The 25,394-nt window shown below is 52.6% G+C and carries 24 protein-coding genes; 15 read left to right on the top strand and 9 right to left on the bottom strand.

From position 1 onward, the window contains the following. Nucleotides 1–126: 126 nt before the first annotated feature. From carB to ACJA3I_RS08630, 3 genes are all read right to left on the bottom strand, one after another. Complete coding sequence (carB, locus tag ACJA3I_RS08640) at nucleotides 127–4,170, bottom strand: carbamoyl-phosphate synthase large subunit (protein WP_458862207.1); 4,044 nt, start codon at nucleotides 4,168–4,170, stop codon at nucleotides 127–129. Beyond that, entirely contained in the window at nucleotides 4,170–5,249 is a 1,080-nt protein-coding gene (locus tag ACJA3I_RS08635) for a carbamoyl phosphate synthase small subunit (RefSeq protein ID WP_458862206.1), read from the bottom strand. The genes carB and ACJA3I_RS08635 overlap by 1 nt, the downstream gene beginning before the upstream one ends. A gap of 105 nt (nucleotides 5,250–5,354) precedes the next feature. Further along, nucleotides 5,355–6,626 (bottom strand): adenylosuccinate synthase, encoded by a 1,272-nt coding sequence (locus ACJA3I_RS08630; RefSeq protein ID WP_458862205.1) that lies wholly within the window; start codon nucleotides 6,624–6,626, stop codon nucleotides 5,355–5,357. A 293-nt stretch (nucleotides 6,627–6,919) separates the two neighbouring features. Between ACJA3I_RS08630 and ACJA3I_RS08625 the strand changes: the two genes are divergently transcribed. Continuing rightward, nucleotides 6,920–7,474 (top strand): flavodoxin family protein, encoded by a 555-nt coding sequence (locus tag ACJA3I_RS08625; RefSeq protein ID WP_458862204.1) that lies wholly within the window; start codon nucleotides 6,920–6,922, stop codon nucleotides 7,472–7,474. Here ACJA3I_RS08625 and ACJA3I_RS08620 read toward each other — a convergent pair. Beyond that, complete coding sequence (locus ACJA3I_RS08620; RefSeq protein ID WP_458862203.1) at nucleotides 7,471–8,775, bottom strand: PepSY1/2 domain-containing protein; 1,305 nt, start codon at nucleotides 8,773–8,775, stop codon at nucleotides 7,471–7,473. The genes ACJA3I_RS08625 and ACJA3I_RS08620 overlap by 4 nt on opposite strands. A 254-nt stretch (nucleotides 8,776–9,029) precedes the next feature. Between ACJA3I_RS08620 and trpS the strand changes: the two genes are divergently transcribed. From trpS to ACJA3I_RS08595, 5 genes are all read left to right on the top strand, one after another. Beyond that, the gene (gene trpS / locus ACJA3I_RS08615; RefSeq protein ID WP_458862202.1) at nucleotides 9,030–10,070 is read left to right on the top strand and encodes a tryptophan--tRNA ligase; all 1,041 of its coding nucleotides are present in this window, start codon (nucleotides 9,030–9,032) and stop codon (nucleotides 10,068–10,070) included. Nucleotides 10,071–10,122: 52 nt separating this feature from the next. Next, nucleotides 10,123–11,244 (top strand): MraY family glycosyltransferase, encoded by a 1,122-nt coding sequence (locus tag ACJA3I_RS08610; RefSeq protein ID WP_458862201.1) that lies wholly within the window; start codon nucleotides 10,123–10,125, stop codon nucleotides 11,242–11,244. Continuing rightward, a complete protein-coding gene (gene wecB, locus ACJA3I_RS08605) occupies nucleotides 11,231–12,391 on the top strand; it encodes a non-hydrolyzing UDP-N-acetylglucosamine 2-epimerase (protein WP_458862200.1) in 1,161 nt (386 codons plus the stop codon). Before ACJA3I_RS08610 ends, wecB begins: the two co-directional genes overlap by 14 nt. A gap of 3 nt (nucleotides 12,392–12,394) precedes the next feature. Then, nucleotides 12,395–13,153, top strand: coding sequence for a hypothetical protein (locus ACJA3I_RS08600; protein ID WP_458862199.1), 759 nt, complete (start codon nucleotides 12,395–12,397; stop codon nucleotides 13,151–13,153). 105 nt (nucleotides 13,154–13,258) lie between these two features. Beyond that, a complete protein-coding gene (locus ACJA3I_RS08595; protein WP_458862198.1) occupies nucleotides 13,259–14,575 on the top strand; it encodes an MATE family efflux transporter in 1,317 nt (438 codons plus the stop codon). Between the two features lie 144 nt (nucleotides 14,576–14,719). Here ACJA3I_RS08595 and ACJA3I_RS08590 read toward each other — a convergent pair whose 3' ends face one another. The 3 genes from ACJA3I_RS08590 to ACJA3I_RS08580 all read right to left on the bottom strand — a co-directional run bounded on the left by ACJA3I_RS08590 (nucleotide 14,720) and on the right by ACJA3I_RS08580 (nucleotide 15,870). Continuing rightward, a complete protein-coding gene (locus tag ACJA3I_RS08590; protein ID WP_458862197.1) occupies nucleotides 14,720–15,022 on the bottom strand; it encodes a hypothetical protein in 303 nt (100 codons plus the stop codon). A 4-nt stretch (nucleotides 15,023–15,026) separates the two neighbouring features. Further along, complete coding sequence (locus tag ACJA3I_RS08585; RefSeq protein ID WP_458862196.1) at nucleotides 15,027–15,515, bottom strand: hypothetical protein; 489 nt, start codon at nucleotides 15,513–15,515, stop codon at nucleotides 15,027–15,029. A 70-nt stretch (nucleotides 15,516–15,585) separates the two neighbouring features. After that, nucleotides 15,586–15,870 (bottom strand): hypothetical protein, encoded by a 285-nt coding sequence (locus tag ACJA3I_RS08580; protein ID WP_458862195.1) that lies wholly within the window; start codon nucleotides 15,868–15,870, stop codon nucleotides 15,586–15,588. Between the two features lie 156 nt (nucleotides 15,871–16,026). On the opposite strand from ACJA3I_RS08580, the gene ACJA3I_RS08575 reads away from it, so the two are divergent. Beyond that, entirely contained in the window at nucleotides 16,027–16,482 is a 456-nt protein-coding gene (locus ACJA3I_RS08575; RefSeq protein ID WP_458862194.1) for a metallophosphoesterase family protein, read from the top strand. Nucleotides 16,483–16,484: 2 nt separating this feature from the next. Continuing rightward, entirely contained in the window at nucleotides 16,485–17,009 is a 525-nt protein-coding gene (locus ACJA3I_RS08570; protein WP_458862193.1) for a hypothetical protein, read from the top strand. Between the two features lie 51 nt (nucleotides 17,010–17,060). Here ACJA3I_RS08570 and ACJA3I_RS08565 read toward each other — a convergent pair whose 3' ends face one another. Beyond that, entirely contained in the window at nucleotides 17,061–17,948 is an 888-nt protein-coding gene (locus tag ACJA3I_RS08565; RefSeq protein ID WP_458862192.1) for a hypothetical protein, read from the bottom strand. A gap of 12 nt (nucleotides 17,949–17,960) precedes the next feature. Next, nucleotides 17,961–18,587, bottom strand: a complete 627-nt coding sequence (nth, locus tag ACJA3I_RS08560) for an endonuclease III (protein WP_458862191.1) — start codon at nucleotides 18,585–18,587, stop codon at nucleotides 17,961–17,963. Nucleotides 18,588–18,889: 302 nt separating this feature from the next. On the opposite strand from nth, the gene ACJA3I_RS08555 reads away from it, so the two are divergent. From ACJA3I_RS08555 to ACJA3I_RS08525, 7 genes are all read left to right on the top strand, one after another. Continuing rightward, nucleotides 18,890–20,137 (top strand): serine hydroxymethyltransferase, encoded by a 1,248-nt coding sequence (locus tag ACJA3I_RS08555; RefSeq protein WP_458862190.1) that lies wholly within the window; start codon nucleotides 18,890–18,892, stop codon nucleotides 20,135–20,137. A gap of 113 nt (nucleotides 20,138–20,250) precedes the next feature. Continuing rightward, nucleotides 20,251–21,075 carry a CPBP family intramembrane glutamic endopeptidase gene (locus ACJA3I_RS08550; protein ID WP_458862189.1) on the top strand — a complete coding sequence of 275 codons (825 nt, stop codon included), beginning with the start codon at nucleotides 20,251–20,253 and terminating at the stop codon, nucleotides 21,073–21,075. A gap of 420 nt (nucleotides 21,076–21,495) precedes the next feature. Further along, complete coding sequence (locus ACJA3I_RS08545) at nucleotides 21,496–22,215, top strand: WecB/TagA/CpsF family glycosyltransferase (protein WP_458862188.1); 720 nt, start codon at nucleotides 21,496–21,498, stop codon at nucleotides 22,213–22,215. A gap of 1 nt (nucleotide 22,216) precedes the next feature. Further along, the gene (thyX, locus tag ACJA3I_RS08540; protein WP_458862187.1) at nucleotides 22,217–22,975 is read left to right on the top strand and encodes an FAD-dependent thymidylate synthase; all 759 of its coding nucleotides are present in this window, start codon (nucleotides 22,217–22,219) and stop codon (nucleotides 22,973–22,975) included. A gap of 1 nt (nucleotide 22,976) precedes the next feature. Then, entirely contained in the window at nucleotides 22,977–23,642 is a 666-nt protein-coding gene (locus tag ACJA3I_RS08535) for a dTMP kinase (RefSeq protein WP_458862186.1), read from the top strand. Between the two features lie 17 nt (nucleotides 23,643–23,659). Next, nucleotides 23,660–24,568, top strand: coding sequence for a DUF2156 domain-containing protein (locus ACJA3I_RS08530; protein ID WP_458862185.1), 909 nt, complete (start codon nucleotides 23,660–23,662; stop codon nucleotides 24,566–24,568). Beyond that, the gene (locus ACJA3I_RS08525) at nucleotides 24,565–25,389 is read left to right on the top strand and encodes a GNAT family N-acetyltransferase (protein ID WP_458862184.1); all 825 of its coding nucleotides are present in this window, start codon (nucleotides 24,565–24,567) and stop codon (nucleotides 25,387–25,389) included. The genes ACJA3I_RS08530 and ACJA3I_RS08525 overlap by 4 nt, the downstream gene beginning before the upstream one ends. Nucleotides 25,390–25,394 lie beyond the last annotated feature (5 nt).

The following is a 25,394-nucleotide window of genomic DNA, read 5'->3' as shown; positions in this document are numbered from 1 at the left end:
CCGATTGATTTCGGTTTTGCTTCGTGATGATAGAGCAGGGCAAAACCCGGGGGAAGATGCGCGCAGACAGCGTGAAAAATGCCGATATGCGGCGTCAGGCCGCTGCCTGCGGCTGCTTTTATCCTGTTAGATGGCGATGGTGCCTTCAAAAACGGTTTCTGCTTTGCCTGTCATATAAACGGCCTCGTCCGTATAGCGGATCATCAGGTCGCCGCCCTTGAGCTTGACAGTGATATCGGCATCTTTCTTGCAGAATCCCGCCAAAACGCTGGCCACCGCCGCGGCGCAGGCGCCGGTTCCGCAAGCATCGGTTTCGCCGCTGCCGCGTTCCCAAACGCGCATTTTGATGGTGGTTCTGTCAATGATGCTCACGAATTCGGTGTTGACGCTTTCGGGGAAAAGATCGCTGCTTTCAAATTGCGGCCCGATCTCTTCCAGGGGCAGAGAATCCAAATGATCCCAGAAGACAACGGCATGGGGGTTGCCCATGGAAACGCAGGTGATGGGATATTCTTTTTCGCCGATCATCACTTTCTGCTGGATGATCTCTTCTTCTTTCAGCCTTACGGGGATCAGATCGGGGCGCAGCTCGGCTTTTCCCATGTTCACGGTCACCGAGGCCACTTCGCCGTGATGCACATAAAGGTGAAGCTGACGAATGCCCGCAAGGGTCTCGATGGTCAGGTCGGTCTTATCCACGATATGGTGGTCATAAAGATATTTGCCCACGCATCGGATGCCGTTTCCGCACATTTTGCCTTCGCTGCCGTCTAAATTGAACATTCTCATTTTTGCGTCGGCTTTGGTCGAAGGGCAGATCAGAATGATACCGTCGCTGCCGATGCCGAAATGGCGGTCGGAAAGCAGAACGCTCAGGGATTCGGGGCTTGAAATTTCCTGTTCAAAGCAATTGAAATAAACATAATCGTTGCCGATACCCTGCATTTTGGTGAAGGTCAGGGGCAGCTTTTCCTTGCGCATGGCGTTGATGTTCACAAGCTCGGTGCTGCTTTCGTGATAGCGGCTGCGCAGACTGTCGGACAGCGCGTTCGCCGTGTCAACGGAAGTGAGGCAGGGGATGCCCAGTTCAACGGCCTTGCGGCGGATCTTTACGCTGTCGCGCCAGGGGAGGCGGCCTTTGGAAGAAGTGGAAATGATATAACTGATCTTGCCGCTTTCCAACAGAGTGCGCGTGTTGGTTTCCGCTTCGTGGATCTTGCTGACCACCGCGGCTTCAAGGCCCGATTGGCGCAGCACCTGCGCTGTGCCGGCTGTGGCATAGAGCGCAAAGCCGAGATCTGAAAATTTGCGGGCGATGCTGCAAATTTCGTGTTTATCCTGATCGCGCACGGTGATGAGCACACCGCCTGTTTTGTTCATGCGGTAACCCGCCGCGATCATCCCTTTATAAAGGGCTTCTTCCATGGTTTTGCCGATGCCCAGCACTTCGCCGGTGGATTTCATTTCGGGCCCCAGCTGCACATCCACATCCGTCAGTTTTTCAAACGAGAAAACGGGAACTTTCACGGCCACATAGGGGGGAACTTTATAAAGGCCGGTTCCGTAACCCATCTCTTCCAGCTTTTCGCCCAGCATCGCGCGGGTCGCCAGATCCACCATGGGAACGCCGGTGACTTTGCTGATATAGGGAATCGTGCGGGAAGAACGGGGGTTGACCTCGATGACATAGATCTCGCCCTCATGGATCAGATACTGGATATTCACAAGGCCGCGCGTTTTCATTTCCAGCGCAAGGTCGCGTGTATAGGAAATGATTTTTTCTACCTGCAGGCCGTTGAGGTTCCAGGCGGGATAGACCGCGATGGAATCGCCGGAATGGATGCCTGTGCGCTCCACATGCTCCATAATGCCGGGGATCAGAATATCGCTGCCGTCGCAGATGGCGTCTACTTCCAGCTCGATGCCCACCAGATATTTATCGATCAAAACGGGGTTTTCAATGTTGTGAGAAAGAATGATCTGCATATATTCGCGGATATCCTCATCGCTCCAGGCGATGATCATGTTCTGGCCGCCCAAAACATAAGAGGGGCGCATCAAAACGGGATATTCAAGCTGGGCCGCGGCGGCAAGGGCGTCTTCCACCGTCATGACGGTCAGGCCCTGCGGGCGGCTGATATGCAGGCGTTCCAGCAGCGCGTCAAAGCGTTCGCGGTCTTCGGCCAAATCGATGCTGTCGGCCTGCGTGCCCAGAATCTTAACGCCCTGCTTTTCCAAAAAGCCGGTCAGCTTAATGGCTGTCTGCCCGCCGAAAGCCACCACCACGCCGATGGGATGTTCGATCTCGATGATGTTCATCACATCTTCGGGGGTCAGCGGTTCAAAATAGAGGCGGTCGCCGGTGTCAAAATCGGTGGAGACCGTTTCGGGGTTATTGTTGACGATGACCACTTCATAACCGGCCGCTTTCAGAGAGCGCACACAGTGAACCGAAGCATAGTCAAATTCGATGCCCTGACCGATGCGGATCGGCCCGGAACCAAAAACAATGATCGTTTCTTTTTCGGGGTTCTGATGTTCGCGGATAAATTCGGCGGCCTCGTTTTCTTCATCATAGCAGGAATAAAAATAGGGGGTCTCGGCGTCGAATTCCGCGCCGCAGGTATCCACCATCTTATAAGAAGCGGCGGTGTGGCAGGGGAGAGCCTGGCCGCTGAGGCGGGCCAGCACATGATCGGGGAACCCCAGACGCTTGCCCTGATGATAGGTCTTGGCCGAAAGCGCGGCGCCTGTGATCGAAAGTTCATATTCCGCGATGTTCTTCAGCTTATATAAGAACCACAGATCGATCTTTGTGATATCATGGATCATTTCGGGGGAAATGCCGCGCAGCAGCGCTTCATAAACAACAAAGAGGCGCTCATCGTCGCAAACCGAGATCTTTTCGGTGAGTTCTTCATCGGAAAGCGTTTTCAGCTTGGGCAGCGTGAGGCTGTCCAGCGAAATTTCGGCGCCGCGAACAGCCTTCATGATGGCGCTTTCAAAAGTCTGGGCAATGGACATCACCTCGCCCGTGGCTTTCATCTGCGTTCCCAATAGGCGCTTGGCATAAACGAATTTATCGAAAGGCCATTTGGGCAGCTTCACCGCCACATAGTCGAGAGTGGGTTCAAAACAGGCGCAGGTTTTGCCGGTCACAGCGTTTGTGATCTCATCCAGCGTATAGCCGATGGCGATTTTCGCGGCCACCTTGGCGATGGGGTATCCCGTGGCTTTGGAAGCCAGCGCCGAAGAACGGGATACACGGGGGTTCACTTCGATCACGGCGTAATCAAAGCTGTCGGGGCAAAGGGCAAACTGGCAGTTGCAGCCGCCTTCAATGCCCATGGCCGTGATGATGTTCAGCGCGGCAGAGCGCAGCATCTGATATTCTTTATCGGAAAGCGTTACCGCGGGGGCGATAACGATGCTGTCGCCGGTGTGAACGCCCACAGGGTCGAAGTTTTCCATCGAGCAGACCGTGATGCAGTTGCCGATGCCATCGCGCATCACTTCAAATTCGATCTCTTTCCAGCCCGCAACGCTTTTTTCCACAAGAATCTGGGTGATGGGGGAAAGGCGCAGGCCCGCCGAGGCGATTTCGCGAAGCTCGTTTTCATCTTTCGCGATGCCGCCGCCGCTGCCGCCCAGCGTGAAGGCGGGGCGAACGATGACGGGATAGCCGTTTTCGGAGGCAAAGCCCAAAGCGCCGGTCAGATCGGTCACCACGCGGGAAGGGATGACAGGTTCGCCGATCTTCAGCATGGTGTCTTTGAACAGCTGGCGGTCTTCGGCTTTATCGATGGTTTCGGGGTTCGCGCCCAACAGGCGCACATGGTGCGCATCCAAAAATCCGTCTTTTGCTAGTTGCATGGAAAGGTTCAGCCCCGTCTGGCCGCCCAGGGTGGAAAGCAGGCTGTCGGGCTTTTCTTTTTCGATGATGCGTTTTACGGTTTCCAGGGTCAGCGGCTCGATGTAGATCTCATCGGCCATCACATTATCGGTCATGATGGTGGCGGGGTTTGAATTGATCAGCATCACTTCAAGCCCTTCTTCTTTCAGCGCGCGGCAGGCCTGTGTGCCTGCGTAATCGAATTCGGCCGCCTGGCCGATGACGATAGGGCCTGAACCGATGACAAGAACTTTTTTAATATCAGGGTTGCGTGGCATTATCTGTTCGCCTCCATCCTCTCAACAAATTCATCAAATAAAAACGCGGTGTCGTGGGGCCCGCCGCAGGCTTCGGGATGGAACTGAACGGTGAACACCGGGCGGTTTTGATAAGAAACGCCTTCGCAGGTTCCATCGTTTGCGTTGACCATGCTCAGCAGAGCGTGGTCGGGAAGCGTTTCGGCTTTTACGGCATAGCCGTGGTTTTGGCTGGTGATGTAAGTTCTTCCCGAAGAAAGCACCTTCACGGGCTGGTTTGCGCCGCGGTGGCCATATTTCAGTTTTTCGGTTTCGGCGCCTTGAGAAAGGGCCAGCAGCTGGTGACCGAGGCAGATGCCAAAGAGGGGAACGCCGCTTTCATAAAGCAGGCCCACCTGGCGGATGATCTCGGTGTTTTCGGCGGGGTCGCCGGGGCCGTTGGAAAGCATGATGCCATCGGGCTTCATTTCCAACGCTTCCGCGGCGGGGGTGTGGGCGGGCACGGTGATCACTTCGCAGCCGCGCTTCAAAAGCTCGCGGCGAATGTTTTCTTTCGCGCCGAAATCATATAACACAACGCGGCGGTGGGGGTCTTCAGGGGTATCGGTGCGGGGCACGGAGCAGGTGACGCTTTCTACCGCGTCAACGATGCGGTAAGAAGCAAGCTCCTGCTTTGCGCATTCGATGGCGTCACGGCTGCAAACGATTTTGCCGTTCATCACGCCCGCTGTGCGGATCAGCTTTGTCAGCCGGCGGGTGTCGATGCCGGCAAGGCCGATGATGCCGTTTTCTGCGAGAAAAGAGCTCAGATCGCCTTCGCAGCGAAAGTTCGAGGGCATTTCGCAGACATTGCGCACCACATAAGCGCGAACCTGGGGGCGCGCGCTTTCAAAATCAGAAGGAATGACGCCGTAGTTGCCGATCAGAGGAAAAGTCTGCACGACGATCTGGCCGTAATAGCTGGGGTCTGTCAGGGTTTCAAGATATCCGGTCATGCCGGTGGTAAAAACGATTTCGCCCGTGATCTCACCATAGGCGCCAAAACTGCGCCCTTCCATAACGGTTCCGTTTTCTAAAACAAGATAGATGGGTTCATCCATTCGAAAAGTCACCTCCGATTAATTTAAAACAATACCTTTTTGCAAGAGAAAGGCTTGAAAAAAGGGCGGTGCACCCTTTTCAAGGCGGCCGCCCTCCGAACGATACTACATCACGATATATTGATCGCGCTCAGGGCCAACAGAAACATAGGTGATCTTGCATCCTACGCAGCGTTCAAGGTAATGGATATATTCCAAAGCCTGCTTGGGCAGATCGGTATATTTACGGCAGCCGCTGATATCGCGCTTCCAGCCATCCAGATAATCATAGATCGGCGTGGCAATATCGAGTAAAGCACCGGTGGGGAATTCGGTGGTGCGCATTTCGCCCACCTGATAGCCCACGCATACGGGGATTTTTTCTTGGAAAGACAAAACGTCAAGCTTTGTCAGGGCGATCTCATCCGCCCCCTGCATTCTCACGCCATATTTCGAAGCCACCGCATCAAAGGGGCCGACGCGGCGGGGGCGGCCGGTGGCCGCGCCATATTCACCGCCTGCTTTGCGCAGCGCTTCGGCTTCATCGCCGAACATTTCACAGGTGAAGGGGCCTTCGCCCACACAGGTGGAATAAGCTTTCATAATGCCGATGCTTTTGCTCAGCTTATGGTTGGGGATGCCGGAACCGATGGGCGCATAGGCCGCAATGGTGGAAGAGGAGGAGGTATAGGGATAAATGCCGAAATCGATATCGCGCAGGGCGCCCAGCTGGGCTTCAAAAAGGATCTTTTTGCCGGTTTTTTCGGCGTGGTCAAGGTAAAAGCCGGTGTCGCAGATATGGGCCTTGAGGGGAAGACCGAATTCTTTCAGCCAGGCCATCACGCTTTCCACGGTGATGGGGTCGCTGTGATATCCGCCCACAACGGTGAGGTTTTTCCAATCGACAATGCCTTCCAGGCGCTTTTCCAGTTCTTCCAGATGCAGCAGTTCGCCCATTCTCACGGCGCGTTTCATATATTTATCGCCATAAACGGGGGCAATGCCGCGGCGGGTGGAACCAAACTTGGCGTCGCCCAAACGGTCTTCTTCCAAATTATCAAGAAGTTTATGATAAGGCAGGCAGATCACGGCTTTATCGCTGATCTTCAAATTATCGGGGGTGACGGTGATGCCGGCATCGCGCAGCTTTTTGATTTCGCCGCAGAGATGCTCTAAATCGATGACCATGCCGTTGCCCATGACATTGACAACATTTTCTCTTAAAATACCGGAAGGCAACAGGTTGAGAATGAATTTGCCCGAGGGGTTTACCACCGTGTGACCGGCGTTGTTGCCGCCCTGATAGCGCACGACGATATCATAGTTTTCAGAAAGCAGATCGACCATGCGGCCCTTGCCTTCATCCCCCCAGTTGATCCCTGTGATTGCAGTAAGCATTTATTATGTCCTCCTGAAGATATAGAATCGGAACAATATGAAATTCTTCTGATAAAAAGGAAGAATAGACATAAAAACAGACGCCCATTAAAGGACAAAAGCGACTTCTTTTCCCCTTTAATGAACGCCTTTGTTCATTGAAATCATTATATAGTAAGAGGAAAAGGCCGTCAAGCAGTTTTCGGAACTTTTTCATGCAGAAGCCATCATTTTATGATAAAATATCGATAATGTGATTATTTTATCAGAAAATGAAGAAAAGAAGTGTTTTCAAAGAAAAGGAGAAATTTCGAATGAAAATTCTTGTGCTCAACGGTTCGCCCAGAAAAAACGGCGATTGCGCCGCGCTGCTGGATGAAATGAAGCGGCATATCGACGCGCAGTGGGAACAGATCGATACTTACCGCGCGCAGGTAAGCCCCTGCATCGACTGCCGCAGCTGCATGAAGAAGTATGGCTGTGTCATAGAAGATGACATGCAGCCATACTATGAAAAAATCAAGGAAGCAGACGGCATTCTGCTGGTTTCGCCCTTATATTTTTCCACCCTGACGGGAAGCCTTCTTTCTTTTTGCAGCCGTTTTCAGATGATGTTCCAGGGAAGAAGAATGGGCATTGCGCCGCAGAACGGTTCGCAGAAATGGGGGGCGCTGCTGCTTTGCGGCGGCGGCAGCACCAAAGACCCCCAGCCCGCCATTGCCACGGCGAAGATCATTCTGGCCGAAGCCGGCGCAAAATGGCTGGGGGCCGTGACCAGCCTGAAAACGGATGATATCGCCGCAAAAGATGATAAAACAGCGATGGATAAAGTGAATGAGCTTGCCGCGCAGATCCGCGGTTTTTATTAAGCGGTCAGGGTGCCGTTTGCGCTTTCGAGCAATAAGAGGATGCTCTGTTCGTCGCCGGTGGCGCAGTTGATATACACGATGCAGTGGGTGTTTTCCGGTGTGAGGCAGACGAACTCATAGCAGTAGTTTTCGGCAGCGCCGTCGGTGGGCACCATTGCCCGGTCTTTTGAAATCACTTTCAAAACAGGGGAGATGCGCTTTTCAGCCTGCTCCATGGTGAAGTTCGCGGCGCCGAAAGCGCGGGTCTTGTGGTTCATCAGATACCCTTTGGCCTCAAAACCGATGGTTTGTCCGTTATCCAGAGCGATGCAGACTTTGATGAGATCGGGGTAAAGCGCCACACCATCCTGCGTGGCGCAAAAATTCACCGTCACCGTTCCTTCAAACGATTCGTAATAACTTTGCTTCATTTCGTAAAAACCCAGGGATTCCAGATAGGCGGCGGCTTTTTCGGCGCCCTGTTTGGGGGTGAGGGTGGCGGCCGAAACGCTGCGGCCATCCGTATAGTTCAGCAGGAAGCCGCCCTGCTGCGTCAGCTCGATGCAGCGTGTGCCGCTGGTGAAGCGATAAGAGGGGATGCGGTCGCCGCATTCGCCGCCGTCGGTGATGGCTGCTTCACCCACGCCGAGAAACTCTGCGGCGCGCAGGCGCAGCTCGGGCAGGGCAAGCCGGTTTTTATCTTTCAGAAAGGCAGCTTCCTGCTTTTCAAGATGGTCGGAAAACGGCCCGTCATAGGTCAGCGTGGGATATTCGCCGAATTCCTGGGGCACCTGGTTGAAATCACCGGCGGGAACCGCTTTGCGGCCTGCGTCGAAGCTGAGGGTTTCGCCCAGGTTTTGCTGATATTGCAGCAGATGATCGGCAAGTGTTGCGGCTGTCTGCTGCAGCGCCGCGAGGTTCCCGTATTCTTCGGTGGATAAAGGCAGGTCTTCTTTTTGGCGGCGGATCAAAGTGAAGGCATATTCGCCGGATTGCGCGATGAATTTCTGCATGGAATCAAGCCCTTCCGAAGCGGCGGGAAACTGGCATAAAACACTTTTGATCTGGGCGGTTTCCCGCCAGATCTGCGCCGCCGTGGAAGAAAGCATCGGCTCGGAAGCGCAATATTTCGCTTTCATCAGGGCCGATTCCAAATTGGAAGTGCTGCTGACGAGTTCCGCGTAAGCGCGCTGGGAATTTCTTTGAAGCGTTGCTTCATATGCTTCTGATTTTTGGCGAAAATAAAGGGCGCCGCTCAGGGTGATAACAGAAACACAAAGCAAAAAACTGATGATTTTTTTGTTATAATGGCTGTTTTGCATAAAAACTCCCTCACATTCTGAAAAGATAGAATAAAAAATCCTGTGAAACGCATCGAAAAACAAATAGCTACGGTTATTTTTCACAAAAACAGCAAAATTATGCCCGCGAAAAAGGGAATACGCTTGCTTATTAACCGGCAAATGTGATAGAATTAACCCATCTGCAATAGTGAAAAATAACCATGACAAAAAGATTCTGTTGCGGCCAATTCCTTGCTTTTTGAGCAATTAAACAGGAAAAGAGGAATCAATTTATGAATGATGCTGTTATCGGCAGCGCGGAGGAAACCGCAAAGCAACATAAAAAGATCGTTTTTAGCGGTGTGCAGCCTTCCGGAAAACTGACTTTGGGAAATTATCTTGGCGCGATCAAAAACTGGGGTACGATCCAAGATGAATATAATTGCATTTACAGCGTGGTGAATCTTCATTCCATCACCGTTCGTCAAGATCCTGCGGCCCTGCGCCGCCAGACCTTGGAAGTTCTGGCCCAGTATATCGCCTGCGGCATCGATCCCGAAAAAAGCATTGTCTTCATTCAGGGCCATGTGGCGGCTCACGCGGAACTGGCGTGGATCCTCAACTGCTACACGATGTTCGGCGAACTTTCGCGCATGACACAATTTAAGGATAAATCGCAGAGCCATGCGGATAATGTGAATGCGGGGCTTTTCACTTATCCTGTGCTGATGGCATCGGATATTCTGCTTTACCACACGAATTTTGTGCCGGTGGGGCAAGATCAGAAACAGCATGTTGAGATCGCCCGCGATATCGCCGAGCGTTTCAACGGCGTTTACGGCGATGTGTTCACCATTCCCGAACCGATGATCCCCAAAGCGGGCGCAAAGATCATGAGCTTGTGTGAACCCGAGAAAAAAATGAGCAAATCCGACCCGAACCCCAACGGCTTTGTGCTGCTGATGGATAAGCCCGAAGATATCCTTCGAAAATTCAAGCGCGCCGTGACCGATTCGGGCAGCGAAGTGCGCAGAGGGGAAGACAAGGCCGGCATCAATAATTTGATCAATATTTATGCCGCAGCCACCGGTGTTACCGCCGACGCGGTGGAACGCGAATTTGAAGGCAAAGGATACGGTGATTTCAAAAAAGCCGTGGGCGAAGCGGTGGCGGAATCGCTGAGACCCGTTCGCGAAAAAACAGAAGAACTGCTGAACCACAAGGAATATCTTGAAGAGATCTATACGGAAGGCGCGAGAAAAGCGGATGCAATGGCGCGCCGCACTTTGGAAAAGGTTTATAAAAAAGTTGGCTTTATTAAAAAACCGTTCTAACAAAGCGGAAACCGGGATGCTTGCACATCCCCTAATAGGAGCATAGAAAATCATGATGGATAACAGTGTGTTGATGACTTCGTTTTTTGCTTTTAGCACAGCGCTGGCGCTTTCCTTTGCGTCTACCCCTGTGGTAAAGCTGGTCGCCAAAAAAGTTGGCGCCGTGGATGTTCCCCGTGATGCGAGAAGAATGCATAAAGTGCCGATCCCCCGTCTGGGCGGTCTGGCGATCTTTTTGGGCTTTTTGATCAGCTTTTTATTGTTTGGCCGCATCGATAACCAGACGAGAGCCATTTTGCTGGGCGCGGTGCTGATCGTTTTGCTGGGTGTGGTGGATGATATCAAAACGCTGAAGCCGCTGGTGAAATTTGCCGGGCAGATCCTGGCGGCGCTGATCCCCGCGCTGAGCGGCGTTGTGGTGCGCGGTTTTACTAACCCCTTCACCGAAAGCGGCTATATCAGCCTTGGCTTTTTCGCCATCCCGTTAACGGTGCTTTGGATCGTGGGCATCACCAACGCCGTGAATATGATCGATGGTCTGGATGGTTTGGCGGTGGGCGTTTCTTCCATTGCTTCCGTCACGGTGTTCACCATCGCCGTGCTGGTTTCCGAAGGATATATCGCCGTGGCGATGGCCGCGCTGGCCGGCGCCTGCATCGGCTTTATGCCCTATAACCTCAACCCCGCTAAAATTTTCATGGGCGATACCGGTGCGATGTTCTTAGGCTATATTTTATCAACGGTATCGATTCAGGGCTTGTTCAAATACTATGTGGGCATTTCGTTTGCCGTGCCCTTCATCATTTTGGGGCTGCCTATTTTCGACACTTCCTTTGCCATTATCCGCCGTTTGCTCAAGGGGCAGAACCCCATGCAGGCAGACCGCGGCCATGTGCATCACCGCCTGATCGACATGGGCTTCGATCAGAAGCAATCCGTGGCGATCCTTTACATGCTTTCGGCGGTGCTGGGGCTGAGCGCGGTGGTGCTCACCACCAGCGGCGAAATCAAGATCATCATTCTGGCCATCGCCATTCTGGCGGCTGTGCTGATCGGCTTGAGCGTCACCGGCTATGAGCGCCGCGAAGAAGCCAAACACCACATGCAGGAAGAAGAGAAAGCGGAACCGGAAAAAAAGACAGGGGGCGAGGGTGAACAGAATGGAAAAAATTAAGGTCATGTCTGTCTTCGGCACCCGGCCCGAAGCCATCAAAATGTGCCCGCTGGTCAAAGAATTGGAATCGCGGGCCGAAATCGAATCTATCGTCTGCGTTACGGCCCAGCATCGTGAAATGCTCGATCAGGTTTTGCAGGCGTTTCACATCCGGCCCCAGTATGATTTGAATATCATGTCAAAATCTCAAACGCTGATGCATATCACCGTTAAAGCGCTGGAGGGCCTTGCCGAAGTTTTGGAAAAAGAAAAGCCCGATATCGTTTTGGTGCATGGCGACACCTCCACCACTTTTGTTGCGGCGCTGGCCGCGTTTTATGCGAAAACAAAGGTGGGCCATGTGGAAGCGGGCCTGCGCACTTATGATAAATTTTCGCCTTTCCCCGAAGAAATGAACAGAACGCTGACCACCGATCTTGCGGATCTTCATTTTGCGCCCACGGTTTCCAATGTGAGAAACCTGCATCGAGAGGGCATTGAAAAGAGCATTTATATCACGGGCAACACGGTGATCGATGCGCTTTCCACCACCGTGAAAAAAGAGTATGCGTTTGAATGCAGCCATCTCAATACCATCGATTTCTCCAAAGAGCGCGTTGTATTGCTCACCGCGCATCGCCGCGAAAATTACGGCGAGGCCTTTGAAAACATCATGGCCGCCGTCAGGCAGATCGCAAAAGAAGAACCCGATATCCGTTTTATTTATCCCGTTCATTTGAGCCCCTATGTGCAGCAGATGGCGAAAAGCCATTTGGGAGAGATCGAAAATGTGGATCTCATTGAGCCGCTGGGCGTGATGGATATGCATAACCTGATGGAGCGCGCCTATTTGGTGATGACCGATTCCGGCGGCATCCAGGAAGAGGCCCCCTCTTTGGGCAAGCCTGTTCTTGTGCTTCGCCATGAAACCGAGCGCCCCGAGGCCGTGGCCGCGGGAACCGTTCGCATGGCCGGAACCTGCGCACAGGAGATCGCGGAAAAGGCGCTTTTGCTGCTGCGCGATCCCGAAGAATATGCAAAAATGGCGCAGGCTGTGAACCCTTACGGCGATGGCCATGCCTGCCGCCGCATCGTCGATGCCATTCTCTATGAATTTGGCAGGCGGGCAGAAGCGCCCGAGGCATTTTTACCCATTGAGGGCCAATAAACCATGAAGGGCAGAAATCTTGCCAGATGGGTCGCTTTGGGAACCGCGCTGCTGTTGCTGGTTCTGGTGGTCAGTTTTTACTGGACGAACCGGCGGTATCACGGCAACGGGCAGATCGTTCTTCCCAACGGAGAAAATGCGATCGTGGTTTCGGGTGATGCAGCAGGGGAAAACGGCGCTTTGGTCAACGGCGTGAATGTGGATGTTTCCAATGTTCAAAAAGTGATCGGCACCCTGCAGCGGCCGGAAGAATATTATTGGGAAGGCAAAACGAAACTCAGTTATGCTTCTTCTTCGGATGAACAGGTGTTTCATTTATCGAGGCGCGGCCAGCTGAGCAGGATAGAGCTTTTTGATTCTGCGGGCAATTCAAAACAACAGATTTTGCTCACGGAAAAGCAGTATTATTCCTGGAACAGCGGTTCGCGCAGCTTTTACCAGGGCGCTTTGGGCGGTGTTACGCCCGATGACGCAGGCAGATTGCCCACTTATGAAGATGTTTTGAAATTGCCATCCGATGCGATCACAGAAGCGGGGTATCTTTTACATAACGGCCAGCCCTGCATCTATGTGAAAACAAAGGATGAAAAAATCGGCAGCGAAGATCGCTATTATATCTCTGTTTCCAGCGGATTGCTGATCGAAGCCACCACCAGCCTTGGCGGGATGGAAATTTATTCGATGCAGCAGACCTTGCTGAATGTTCGTCATATCGAAGATTCGGTGTTCGTTTTACCAAACGGGCAGAGTGTTTTGCAATAGCCTGAATTTTTGCCGCAGCCAAAGCGCAAGACGCGGCGGCTGCGGCTTTTTTATGTTATTTTTGGGGGGATCATTATTACAAACGATATGACAAAAGGCAGCCCCATGCGGTTGATCCTGCTGTTTTCCGTGCCGCTTTTGATCGGCAATGTGTTTCAGCAATTTTACAGCATGGCCGACACCGTGATCGTTGGGCGCACGCTTGGCGTGAACGCTTTGGCGGCGGTGGGCGCCACCGGGGCGATCTCTTTTCTGATTCTGGGTTTTGCCCAGGGGCTTACCGGCGGTTTCGCTGTGATGGCTTCTCAGCAGTTCGGCGCCGGCGATGAAGAAGGGCTGCGCCGCAGTGTGGCAACTTCGGTGTGGCTGTGTCTGGCGGCCACGCTGGTAATCACCGCGCTGGCGGTCTTCACGGCACGCCCGCTGCTGCGGCTGATGAACACCCCGGCGGATATCATCGAGCAGGCTTATCAATATATCGTGGTCATTTATTATGGCATCGGCGCGACCGTTTTCTATAACATGTCTTCGGGGCTCATCCGCGCGGTGGGCGACAGCCGAACGCCCCTTTATTTTTTGGTGATCGCCTGTCTGATCAATGTGGTGCTGGATTATGCGCTCATCATCTGGGGCAAGATGGGCGTGGCCGGGGCCGGCTGGGCAACGGTTGCGGCTCAGCTGCTGGCGGGGTTTCTCTGCCTTGGCTTCATTTTGAAAAAACTGCCGCTGTTATGCCCAAAGGCGCAGGATTGGCGTTTTGATTTTTCTTTGGCAGAAGCGCATCTGCGCGTGGGGCTGCCCATGGCATTCCAGTTTTCCATCACGGCTGTGGGCGTGATGATTCTGCAAACGGCGCTGAACGCCTGCGGTTCCACCGCGGTGGCGGCCTTTACGGCGGGCAGCAAGATCGAGAACCTTGCCACCCAGCCGGTGGTCACATTGGGCGCCACCATGGCCACTTATGCTGCGCAGAATTACGGCGCGGGCCAGGTGGAGCGCATTCGGCAGGGCGTGAAAAAAAGCGCGTTTTTATCCCTTTGCTTCAGCCTTGTGGGCGGCGTGATGGTGACGGCTTTCTGCAAGCCGCTGGTGGCGTTTTTTGTGGGGGAAGGGCAGGCCGAAGTGGCCGCCATGGCGCAAACCTATTTGAATATTGTGGCGCCGTTCTTCTTTATTTTAGGAATGCTGTTTATCTATCGCAACACCCTGCAGGGCATGGGGCTGGGCGGAGTGCCGATTCTGGCGGGCGTCAGCGAGCTGTTTGTGCGCGTTTTGGCGGCGGTGTGGCTGGTGAAACGCTGGGGATATGCCGGCGTCTGCTGGGCCAGTTCCATCGCATGGATTTTGGCGGCGGGGCTGTTGTTTGCCGGTTATGCGGCCGCCATGCAGCGCCTGAAGAAATATGGCGCTGCAAACGGGTGAGAAAAAACAGCCGGCCCATGAAAATTTGGTTCTGGAGATAGAAAATAGAAAAAACGGCGGCCGCGAAGAATTTTCGCGGCCGCCGTTTTTGGGTAGAGGTGAGTTTGAAACAGGGTCAAAGGGGATATCCATGAGAGGGCGCGGTTAGAAGCCAAGCAATAAAAGCGCGCCGATGATCAGCAGCGTGTCTGCAATGCTATTGTTTTCTTTCTCATCGTTATCGGTTACTAAAAAATAGACCAGCACTAAAAGCAGAATGGTGTCGCTGTCTAATTCCGGCAGCTTGATGCGATCGCCCAGGTTCCCCAGCGACCCGAGAAGATTGCTTTTCTTTGGGGCGGCGGGGGCGGCCGTTTCGGCTGAAACGGGCTCGGCGGGTGGTGCTTCTTCTTCAACCGGCGTGAAATATTCATCAAAGCCCTCTGCATTCAGATACCGGTTATACATGGTGTCATCTCCTTATGATGCCTCCCAAAGTATCCTGCGCGGCTTTTGCAAGGTTTGCCATTTTCACGGCGCGGTCAACATTGGGGGCTCGCGAGGCGCTGAGATAAGGCTTGAGGGCTTTTAACAGATTCACTTTTTCAGGCTTTAAGTAGTTGGGTTTTCCGGAAAGTGCATCCATTAGTTTAGGCAATGAACTGAGATTGACTTTATCCATCAGCGAGCCCAGCGCGCCGGCATCGGCCGCCGCGGTTTCGGCGGTCTGGGCGGTGGGTTCGGCGGGGGCCGAAGAGGATGCGCCGCCGAGCATTGAAAAAAGAGCGCTCAGGTCGGGGGCAGAGGCGGAATCCGGGGCGGAAGGCGCAGGATCGGCCTGAGCGGCCGGCGCGGCCTGATTTTGAGAAACGCCCGCCAAGCCGGAAGCAAGATCCAAAACCTTTTTCATCGCCTCTGGGTTAGAAAGCATTTCGTTAAGTTTGTTTTCCATATCTGCCATAAAATCGCCCTTTCTCCGCACATCGTTTCAGGTGTTTTACTTCATCGATTTGAAAACTTGGGGCTGGTGTTTATTGCTGGCTTGCCACTTCGATGATCTTTGCGGCCAGCTGCGCGCCGGATTTGGTGGAAAGCAGGCTGGATAATAAAGCGCGCGCCTGATCCTGGTCGCCGCGAACGGCTGCCTGCGCCGCGGTTTTGATGGCGTCGCCGCCTTCATCCGCCAGCATGGCGATCAGCTGTTTTCCCGAATCGCTGGATGCGATGGCGCTGAATTTATCCAGGCTTTTGATGATCTTGGTTCCCTGGGGGCTCGACATTAAAAGTTTTGCGATGTTTTCATATTCACTGGGCATATTTGATCTCCTCCATATCGGTTCTTCACCACAGTATATGGAAGAGAAAAGAGGAAGGTTCCCCGGAAAAAAGAAAAAAAGCAAAAACCTCTTTCTTTTTTTGTGAATCTGATGTATCCTATGGTTCTGTAATCTATTATGAACTGAGGAGAGGTTATGAAACTTTGTGTCGCGTCGGATACCCACGGCAACACCGATGCCATTCGGCAGATGATTACCCGGGAAATGCCGGATACGGTTTTGTTTTTGGGCGACGGCGTCGATGAGATGATTCGGGAAACAAAACGATATGGGGTGGGATGTGCCCTTGTGGCGGGGAATTGCGATCTTTTCTGCGCCGAACCCTATACCCGCGAAGTGGAATTTGAAGGGATCAGGATATTCATGACCCACGGCCACCGCTTCGGGGTGAAACAGGGCCTTGCCGATCTTGCGTCGGCTGTGCTGCAATCAGGGTGTGCTTATGGTCTGTTTGGCCATACACATCAATATTATGAAGGAAAGCTGCATGGCATCACTTTATATAACCCCGGAAGTCTGGGGATGAAGAAAAGTTATCTTGTGGCTGAACTTGCAAACGGCAAGGCCGTTTGGCGAAAGGTGGAATTATAAAAATGATGTATAAACAAATGCATCGCGGGTTTAAACGCAAAACCGTGCCGACTTCGATCGCGGGCGGTTTTTTGCTGCTGACGATCAGCTATTATGAAGCGATATGGAACACCTCTTACGGCATGTGGATCAGTTATCTGCTCCCTGCGATCGTGCTTACAACATTCTCCATTATTATGTTTATGCTGACCTTTGTTTCCTATGAATATCGGCTTTTGAACAATCAGATCGTTTTCCGTCAGCTGATTTTCGGGAAACCGCATCACGCATTGGTATTGGAACTGGAGAAAACAACGGAAATCACTGATAAATATTGTGCAGGCACCGCATGGCATATGCGCAAACAGCGCTATTTTCTGCCGCTGATCGATATGCACCGCCGCACCATGATCTCTTCCCATGATGAGCACGGGGTCATGCGCCATGTTCTTTTCAAGCCCAGTGAAATGCTGGTTCAAATGGTTCGCCAGCAGCTGGAGTGCCTGGGCGAAGAAGAAGCAGAACATGTCCAGCTGGAAAGAGAATAAAAAAAGCCGCTTTGAGTTTTTTCAAAGCGGCTTTTGCTTTTGGCGGCTGGTTTATTTTGAAGAACCGTTCTGCTTCCATTGCAGGATGGATAAATTTTCAAAAGAGAGCATCACGGTTTGGGCTTGCGCCATATCTGATAGAGAAGTGCCGGAGGGGAAAAGCGACCAGGCCAAAAGATCACTGTTTTTGCTTTCAAAAGCAGCGGCGCCTGCCGGTTCGGCAAAATAGGTTTTTCCCTGGGCCTGAACGGTCAATTTTTTTGAAAGCTCATAACTTGAAAAATCGGCGAAGGCAGCGTGAGAAAGGGGCGTGACAATGCGGCCGCCCGTTTTATCGCAAGAGCCGATCATCCGAAAAACGGCGATCCATGCCCCGGTTTCATCGGGGGATAATTTTTCCAAGACAATGCGGCAGCGGTCGTCTTTCCAAACCACGCGGTTTGTGATGACCTTGCCCTTTTCAAGATCTAAAGTAAATCGAATGGGGGCATCCGCTTTCTCGCGCGTAAGCACATAGGCTTTGTTCGATTCAAAAAACGAAAGATCGTCAAAGGCGATGTGAACGGGCGCCGAACGCCACAGGATCCACCCGGCGGCGGTCAAAACGCAAAGCGCCGCCAGAGCCGCCAAGGTACATTTTTTGAAAAATGCCCTTTTTTGGCGGAATTCCAGGGGCAGCGCGGTTTCCATGCCGCAAAGCAACTCATGATAGAAGCCTTTGAAATCGCCGCCATAGATCGAAACCGCGGGGCGGTTCTGCGCCTGCGCGCGCCCCAAAAGGATCAGCAGCCCTTCCAGCGCCTCGGCACGCTCTTTGCCGGGCAGGGCGTCGCGGCGGAGTTTGGAAGAAAGCTTCTGATATTCTTTATAATATTCGTCGGGGAGGGAAGAGGCTGTTTTTTCGGTTTGCTCTTCCTGCGTCTGATAATCGATGGTCATAACAGGTTCCTTTTATTTGCCCACGGAGGGGCAGAGATCCGATAAAAAACATTCGGTGCATTTGGGCGAACGGGCCGTGCAGATATCACGGCCGAAATGCACAAGGCGATGGCAGAAATCATTCTGTTCGGCCGGCGCAATGATCTTTTTCAGCTGCAGTTCCACCTGATAAGGGTCTTTGGAATCGGTAAGCCCCAGACGCCCCGAAATGCGGATGCAGTGGGTATCTGCAACGATGGCGGGCTTTCCGTAAAGATCGCCCAGAATGAGGTTTGCGGTTTTGCGGCCCACGCCGGGCAGCTTGAGCAGTTCTTCCAGATCATCGGGAACTTTGCCGTCATAGGATGCCAGAAGAACATTGGCGCATTTTTTGATATCGGTGGCTTTGGTCCGGAAAAGTCCGCAGGTCTTCACCGTTTCCATCAGGTCTTCCAAATCGGCGTCGGCGATGCTTTGCAGCGTGGGCCAGCGCGAAAACAGTTCGGCGGTGACGATATTTACGCGGGCATCCGTGCATTGCGCCGAAAGTCTTGTCGCAAATAATAATTCATAATCTTTTTGCGCCACCAGCGAACAACTGGCCTCATAATGCTGCGCCAGCAGCTTCACAATTTCGGCCGCGCGTTGTTTTTTTGTCATTTTTTTCACCACTTTTTTTGGTTCCTTTGTAGAAAAATTTTTGCGCCAAAAGAGATCTGACGCTTTTTTACGCACGAAAAACTAAAAATCGAACAAGAAAAAACTTGTCTATTTGTATAAATATACTATATCCGACCTGCGAAAACGGCAGAAGCGGAATGCGTCATTTCTTAAACAAAAATATCACCAAAAACAAAAAAGGATCGTTGAGATTCAAACTTTTTTAATTATATCAGACTATTGAAATAAAAACAATTCCACTATATAATGAAAATATCGATTAAAAAATGGAGGGCAGCCCTATGATTAAAGAAAACATGGATCTTATTTGCCAAATCGACCCCGAAGTCGGCGAGGGAATCAAAGCGGAATATAACCGCCAGCGCCGGAACATTGAGTTGATCGCTTCCGAAAACTTTGTGAGCCCGGCTGTTTTGGCGGCAATGGGCACCGTGCTGACGAATAAATATGCCGAAGGCTATCCCGGCAAGCGTTATTACGGCGGTTGTGAATGCGTGGATGTGGTGGAAAACATCGCGCGTGAGCGTGCCTGCAAATTATTCGGCGCAGATCATGCCAATGTGCAGCCCCACAGCGGCGCATCGGCCAACCTGGCTGTTTATTTTGCGCTGGTGAAGCCCGGCGACACCGTTTTGGGCATGAACCTTGCCAACGGCGGCCATCTGACCCATGGCAGCCCCGTGAATATTTCGGGTTCTTATTATAATGTGATCCCTTATAACCTCAACCCCGAAACCCAGATGATCGATTATGATGAAGTGCGCCGTCTGGCCATTGAACATAAGCCCAAGATGATCATTGCGGGCGCTTCGGCTTATCCCCGTGAGATCCGTTTTGATATTTTCGCAGATATCGCCAAAGAAGTGGGCGCTTATCTGTTTGTCGATATGGCGCATATCGCGGGCCTTGTGGCTGCCGGTTTGCATATGAGCCCCATTCCTTATGCGGATGTCGTGACAACGACCACCCATAAAACGCTGCGCGGCCCCCGCGGCGGCATGATCCTTTGCAAAGAAGCTTTGGCAAAGCAGATCGATAAAGCCGTGTTCCCCGGCACACAGGGCGGCCCGCTGGAACATATCATCGCCGCAAAAGCCGTTTGCTTCGGCGAAGCTTTAAAGCCTGAATTCAAAACATATCAGCAGCAGGTCGTCAAAAACGCCAAGGCGCTGGCAGACGCTCTGCTGAAAGAAGGCTTCAACCTGGTTTCCGGCGGAACAGACAACCACCTGATGCTGGTGGATCTGCGCAACTTCCATGTGACGGGCAAAGAAATGCAGCGCCGCCTGGATGAAGTTTATATCACCGCCAACAAAAACTCCATCGCCAACGACCCCGAAAGCCCGTTTGTCACCAGCGGCATCCGTGTGGGCACCCCCGCTGTGACCACAAGAGGCCTCGTGGAAGAAGATATGGTCAAGATCGCAGAGCTGATCAAACTGACAGCTGCCGATTTTGAAAATAAAGCCGATTATATCCGTTCCGAAGTGGAAAAGATCTGCGCAAAATACCCCATGTACGAGGGCTAATCCATAGGATGTGAAAAGATTCAGCGGCGCCGGGAAGTATACGGCGCCGCATCTTTTATTATAAAGAAACCTGTTGGTTCAAGAGAGAAAACCAAGCAAGTGGAGGAAAAGAGATGGAAAAGGTTCGCCAGTTTCGCAACGCGGCAGGGTATATCTTTTTGTTTTTGCTGATACAAACAGCCTGCGATTATGCATTCACCGCCATTGCGGGCGCGCGCTATACGGCGGTGCATCCGGCAGGGGATGTGGAAAAATACCTGAAAAGTTTTATCGCGCAATATACCACGGTGATCCTTGCGGTTTCTCAGCTGCTGACTCTGGCGGTGGTGTTTTTGATCGCCCGCTTCCGTCACCTTTCTTTCTGCGGGCTTGTGGAATGCGGCGGGGCGGTTCCTACTTCGGTTTTGGGCAATGCCGTTTTGGCGGGTCTTCTGGGCAACCTGTTCACTTCGCTGTTTTTAGATCTTCTGCCGTTTTCCAAAAAGATGATGGAATCTTATGCAGACGCTTCCGGCGCTTTGGATACTTCGATGATCGCCGCCAACCTGATATCGGTGGTTCTGCTGGCACCCATTGTGGAAGAAGTGATTTTCAGGGGACTTGCGTTTTCACGCCTTTCAAGGGTGATGGCCCCGGGGCTTGCCGTGGTGATCCAGGGCGTGGTGTTCGGCGTCATCCACGGAACCGTGATCTGGGCGATCTATGCGGCCACCATGGGCGTTTTGCTGGGGCTTGTGCGCTGGAAGACCAACAGCCTGAAAGCTTCGATCGCCATGCATATGGCCTTTAACGCCGCTTCGCTGGTGGTGCCCATCATCACTTATTTTGTTGCCGCCCACAGCATGCTTTATTATGCGGCCACCGCGGTGGCGTTTGCGGGGTTCGCGGGTTCGCTGCGCGGGGTGATGAGCTTTCGGCCCGCCCAAGAACGGTTTTAAGAAAGACCGGCTGCGGCCTTTTTCTGCGGCAGGGGCCGGCCGCAGGGACCCTGTGAAAAAACGGTGATTTTCGAAAAAGGCGGGAAATGAAAAAGCGCCTTGAAAAACCATGAAAACCGCCTGAAAGAGCAAGAGAAAAACGACAAAAACGCGCTGATTTTTCGGTGCAGAATCAACAAGAAAGGTGCGGCGGCAACAGTTCACTTCTGTTGCCGCCGCACTTGTATTTTGACTTATTTTGCGGTAAACTATTAGCGTGTTTTAACTTTTTAATGTAAGCGCGCTGCCCGGGCCGGCTTTTGAAGGGCCGTTTTAAAAACAGAATGCAGGAATCATGCGCCGCCGTCGCAGGGTTTCTTTGGCCGAAACGGCCAGGCGGATATTTTTCGGCAGACACCATAAAAAGAGAGGAAGTACTTTATGCGCACAAAAATTATGGCGGTTGCCTTTGATAATGTAACAATGGAAGAAGCCGTTGCCGCCGCAATGGAACATATCCAAGCAAAGACGAAATGCATGGTGGTGACCCCTAACGCCGAGATCGCCCAAAACTGCAAGAACGATCACCGCTTATCCGAGATCGTTTCAAGGGCGGGTCTGGTTTTGCCCGATGGCATCGGCGTGATCTATGCTTCGCGCATTTTGAAAAAGCCGCTGAAACAAAAGGTCGCCGGGGTAGAATTCGCCGAAAATCTGATGAAGGCACTGGCCAAAACGGAATATAGCGTGTTCTTTTTGGGCGGTAAGCCGGGCGTTGCGGAAACGGCGGCGCAGAAGCTGACGGCTAAATATCCCGGGCTTCATATCGCCGGCACAAAAGACGGTTATTTTAAAGAAGAGGCAGAAGCGGTGAAGGCGGTTCAACAGGCGGCCCCCGATGTTTTGTTTGTATGTCTGGGAAGCCCCAAACAGGAATATTTCATGGATCGCTATCTCGATGAGCTTCCGGCGTCGCTGATGGCGGGGCTGGGCGGTTCGCTGGATGTTTTTGCCGGTGTGGCCGAGCGCGCCCCCGAATTTTTCATCAAATTCGGGCTGGAATGGTTCTACCGGCTGCTGAAGCAGCCTCAGCGCATCGGGCGCATGATGAAGCTGCCGCTTTATCTGATAGAAGCCTTTAAAGCAAAAGGAGAAAAATAAAATGCCGAAAGTTCAGTTGATTTCATGCACCCCAGAGCCTGAAAAGCTGGTGGCGGCTGCGGCAAAGATGTGCTATTCCGCGGCGGATGCCGAGCATATTTTAGATGGGCTCACACCGGAAAAAACAAGCGATTTCATTGCAATGCTCACAGAGATCGGCCATGAAAGCCCGGTGGAACACGCCAGCTTTACTTTTGCCGTCGAAGGGGTGTCCCGTTCGCTTCTGGCGCAGATCACGCGGCACCGCATTGCTTCTTTCAGCGTGCAGAGCCAGCGCTATGTCAGAGAAAAAAGCTTCGATTATGTGGTGCCGCCCGAAATCGAGGGGAATGAAGAAGCCCGGCAGATCTTTCGCCGCGCCATGCAGCGCGATCAGGAAGATTATGACAGGCTGACTGAACTGTTATATCAGAAGCACCTGCCCGCATTTTTGGCGGAAGGGAAGCCGGAAAAGGAAGCGCAGTCTGCCGCGCGCAAAAAAGCCATCGAAGATGCCCGTTTTGTTTTGCCCAACGCCTGCGCCACCAAAATGATGGTGACGATGAATGTGCGTTCGCTGTATAACTTCTTCCGTTTGCGCTGCTGCAACCGCGCCCAGTGGGAAATTCGTGAAGTCGCCTGCCAGATGCTGGAGCTTTGCAAGCGGGAAGCCCCGCTGCTGTTTGCCAAGGCCGGCCCGGCCTGTTTGAGCGGCCCCTGCTCTGAAGGGAAAATGTATTGCGGCAGGATCGAAGAAGTGAGAAAGCGGTTTGGGTGCTGATATGGCGGGAAAACTGATCGTTATCGAGGGCACAGACGGCAGCGGAAAATCCACGCAGTTTTCGCTTTTGAAAGAGCGGCTTCTGCGCGAAAACATCGATTTTCGAACCGCCGTGTTCCCCCGTTATCAAGAGCCTTCGGCGGCGCTTTTGAAGCTTTATCTTTCGGGCGCGTTCGGTTCCGACCCCGAATCGGTGAACCCTTATGCGGCTTCCACCTTCTTCGCGGTGGATCGTTACGCATCGTATAAAACAGAGTGGCAGGAGTATTATAAAAACGGCGGTCTGATGCTTTGCGACCGATATACCACCTCCAACGCCGTGCATCAGGCTTCCAAACTCCCCGAAGAAAAAGCCGGGCCGTTTTTGGATTGGCTGTTCGATTTTGAATATCGTTTGCTGGAACTGCCCCGGCCCTCCCTTGTGTTTTTTCTGGATATGCCCACGGAAAACACCCTTGAACTGCTTCACAAAAGGCAGGGGGAAGCAGGGGATATCCATGAAAAAGATCCCGAATATCTGGCGCTGTGCAGGCGCCGCGCTTTAACGGTTTGCAAAGAATATGGCTGGCAGCGCATCGATTGTGTGAAAGATCATGCCGTTCGTTCGGCCCAGGATATCCACGAAGAAATCTATCGGCATTTCGCAGAGGAATGCCTGATGAAATAAAAAGAAAAGGTGAAACTATGCTCCCCTTCCGAGAAATCAAAATTACCGATCAGCAGGCGATAGAAGAAAAATTCGCGCTGGAACCCGAACAGATGACAGAACGGTGTTTTACGGATGTTTTTATCTGGAGATGCCGCTATCGCACGGAATTCTGCATCCAAGGCGATTTTCTTTATATGATGTCCATCCCCAAAAAAGAGCAGGAATATCTGGTTTATCTGTTCCCGGTGGGGAAAGGCGACCGGCGTGCGGCCATGAAAGCCATTGCCGATGACGCGGCGGAACGCGGCAAGCCCTATAAAATTTTTGCCTGCACCGCGCTGCAAAAAGAAGAACTGGAACGCCTGATGCCGGGTCGATATGAATTCACAGAAGACCGTGATTCCGAAGATTATATTTATGAAAGCGAGCCTTTGATGACCTTGAAAGGCAAAAAGCTCCACGCCAAACGCAATTATATCAACCGCTTTCTGCAAAACTATGAGGGCAGATGGAGCTATGAAGTCATCGACCCCGCCGTTCACAAAAAAGAACTGATGGATTTTCACCATTTGTGGTGCCAGAACCATGATCCTTCTTCCGAAGATACGGTGGTTTTCGAATCCTGCGCGGTATGGCAGGCATTGGAAAATTTTGAAGCGCTGCGCATGCGCGGCGGCATTTTGCGCATCGACGGCAATATCACGGCGTTTACGCTGGGCTGCCCCACAGGGCTTGATACCTTTACCGTTCAAATCGAAAAAGCGCTGGCAGATATAGACGGCGCCTATCCTCTCATCAACCGCCAGTTTATCCAGACTTCGGCTTCCGAATTCCAGTTTATCAACCGTGAAGAAGATATGGGCATTCCCGGGCTGAGAACGGCAAAGCTTTCTTATCAGCCGGTCAAATTGACCCCCAAATTTATTGTGGAGCCCAAACAATGATCGGGTTTGCATCGAAAGAAGAGCTGCCGCAGCTGATGGCGCTGTTTTCTGAATGCTTCCCCGGGGAAGAAGCGTTTGCCGGCTGGTTTTTTCAGCGGATCTGGCAGGCGCAGAATACCTTGGTCTATCGCGCGAACGGCGAGATCGAAGCGATGCTTCAGCTGCTGCCCGTTACATTCGTTCAAGGCAGCAGGGCGTTCGGCGGGGAATATGTCTATGCGGTGGGCACAAAGACCACGGCGCGGGGAAAAGGTTACGCCGCCGCGCTGCTGGAAGCCGCACGGATCGAAACGCTGAAACGCGGCAAGGATGCGCTGATCCTGATTCCGGCCGAGCCTTCACTGTTTGATTATTACGCCCGTTTTGGCTACCGGGCGGCGTTTTATTTAAAAGAAACGGAAGTTTCCGCCCGGGCGCAGGAAGGGCTTTGCCTTGCAGGGCCCGAAACCTTCGAAGAACTGGGCGCGGTTTATGAAAGCTGCATGGCGGGGCGTTTCCATCTGAAACGCGATGCCGCCCAATTTGAGATACAGGCCGAGCTGTTCGGCGCGGAAAATCTTTATTTGCTCAAAGAAGAAGGCAGGGTCACCGCCTATGGGTTCGCCGAACAACTGGGGCAAACATGGCGCGTGGCCGAAGCCATCGGCCAAAACACAGAAGCTTTAGCCGCGGCCATCGCTGCCGAGAAAGGGCAGAAGGCCATCCTGATGCGCACAGCGGCATCGGATGAAAAAAAGCCCTTTGCGATGATCCTGCCGTTAAAGGCAGAAGAAACCGCGGGGCAAGGCTTGCCCCCATATGTGAATTTGTTGTATAATTAAATTTC

It is taken from the genome of Acidaminobacterium chupaoyuni (assembly GCF_047936785.1).
Lineage (GTDB): Bacteria > Bacillota > Clostridia > Oscillospirales > Butyricicoccaceae > Acidaminobacterium > Acidaminobacterium chupaoyuni.
This window is presented reverse-complemented; position numbering and strand designations above follow the sequence as displayed.

What these genes read in the sequence shown, in the direction of transcription:
- ACJA3I_RS08555 (WP_458862190.1), top strand. Translation starts at nt 18,890, where the DNA reads ATGATTAAAGAAAACATGGATCTTATTTGCCAAATCGACCCCGAAGTC.
- ACJA3I_RS08590 (WP_458862197.1), bottom strand. Translation starts at nt 15,022, where the DNA reads ATGTATAACCGGTATCTGAATGCAGAGGGCTTTGATGAATATTTCACG.
- wecB (WP_458862200.1), top strand. Translation starts at nt 11,231, where the DNA reads ATGGAAAAAATTAAGGTCATGTCTGTCTTCGGCACCCGGCCCGAAGCC.
- ACJA3I_RS08575 (WP_458862194.1), top strand. Translation starts at nt 16,027, where the DNA reads ATGAAACTTTGTGTCGCGTCGGATACCCACGGCAACACCGATGCCATT.
- ACJA3I_RS08625 (WP_458862204.1), top strand. Translation starts at nt 6,920, where the DNA reads ATGAAAATTCTTGTGCTCAACGGTTCGCCCAGAAAAAACGGCGATTGC.
- ACJA3I_RS08630 (WP_458862205.1), bottom strand. Translation starts at nt 6,626, where the DNA reads ATGCTTACTGCAATCACAGGGATCAACTGGGGGGATGAAGGCAAGGGC.
- thyX (WP_458862187.1), top strand. Translation starts at nt 22,217, where the DNA reads ATGCCGAAAGTTCAGTTGATTTCATGCACCCCAGAGCCTGAAAAGCTG.
- ACJA3I_RS08600 (WP_458862199.1), top strand. Translation starts at nt 12,395, where the DNA reads ATGAAGGGCAGAAATCTTGCCAGATGGGTCGCTTTGGGAACCGCGCTG.
- ACJA3I_RS08620 (WP_458862203.1), bottom strand. Translation starts at nt 8,775, where the DNA reads ATGCAAAACAGCCATTATAACAAAAAAATCATCAGTTTTTTGCTTTGT.
- nth (WP_458862191.1), bottom strand. Translation starts at nt 18,587, where the DNA reads ATGACAAAAAAACAACGCGCGGCCGAAATTGTGAAGCTGCTGGCGCAG.
- ACJA3I_RS08565 (WP_458862192.1), bottom strand. Translation starts at nt 17,948, where the DNA reads ATGACCATCGATTATCAGACGCAGGAAGAGCAAACCGAAAAAACAGCC.
- ACJA3I_RS08545 (WP_458862188.1), top strand. Translation starts at nt 21,496, where the DNA reads ATGCGCACAAAAATTATGGCGGTTGCCTTTGATAATGTAACAATGGAA.
- ACJA3I_RS08530 (WP_458862185.1), top strand. Translation starts at nt 23,660, where the DNA reads ATGCTCCCCTTCCGAGAAATCAAAATTACCGATCAGCAGGCGATAGAA.
- ACJA3I_RS08635 (WP_458862206.1), bottom strand. Translation starts at nt 5,249, where the DNA reads ATGGATGAACCCATCTATCTTGTTTTAGAAAACGGAACCGTTATGGAA.
- ACJA3I_RS08525 (WP_458862184.1), top strand. Translation starts at nt 24,565, where the DNA reads ATGATCGGGTTTGCATCGAAAGAAGAGCTGCCGCAGCTGATGGCGCTG.
- ACJA3I_RS08570 (WP_458862193.1), top strand. Translation starts at nt 16,485, where the DNA reads ATGATGTATAAACAAATGCATCGCGGGTTTAAACGCAAAACCGTGCCG.
- ACJA3I_RS08580 (WP_458862195.1), bottom strand. Translation starts at nt 15,870, where the DNA reads ATGCCCAGTGAATATGAAAACATCGCAAAACTTTTAATGTCGAGCCCC.
- ACJA3I_RS08610 (WP_458862201.1), top strand. Translation starts at nt 10,123, where the DNA reads ATGATGGATAACAGTGTGTTGATGACTTCGTTTTTTGCTTTTAGCACA.
- carB (WP_458862207.1), bottom strand. Translation starts at nt 4,170, where the DNA reads ATGCCACGCAACCCTGATATTAAAAAAGTTCTTGTCATCGGTTCAGGC.
- ACJA3I_RS08535 (WP_458862186.1), top strand. Translation starts at nt 22,977, where the DNA reads ATGGCGGGAAAACTGATCGTTATCGAGGGCACAGACGGCAGCGGAAAA.
- ACJA3I_RS08595 (WP_458862198.1), top strand. Translation starts at nt 13,259, where the DNA reads ATGCGGTTGATCCTGCTGTTTTCCGTGCCGCTTTTGATCGGCAATGTG.
- ACJA3I_RS08585 (WP_458862196.1), bottom strand. Translation starts at nt 15,515, where the DNA reads ATGGCAGATATGGAAAACAAACTTAACGAAATGCTTTCTAACCCAGAG.
- ACJA3I_RS08550 (WP_458862189.1), top strand. Translation starts at nt 20,251, where the DNA reads ATGGAAAAGGTTCGCCAGTTTCGCAACGCGGCAGGGTATATCTTTTTG.
- trpS (WP_458862202.1), top strand. Translation starts at nt 9,030, where the DNA reads ATGAATGATGCTGTTATCGGCAGCGCGGAGGAAACCGCAAAGCAACAT.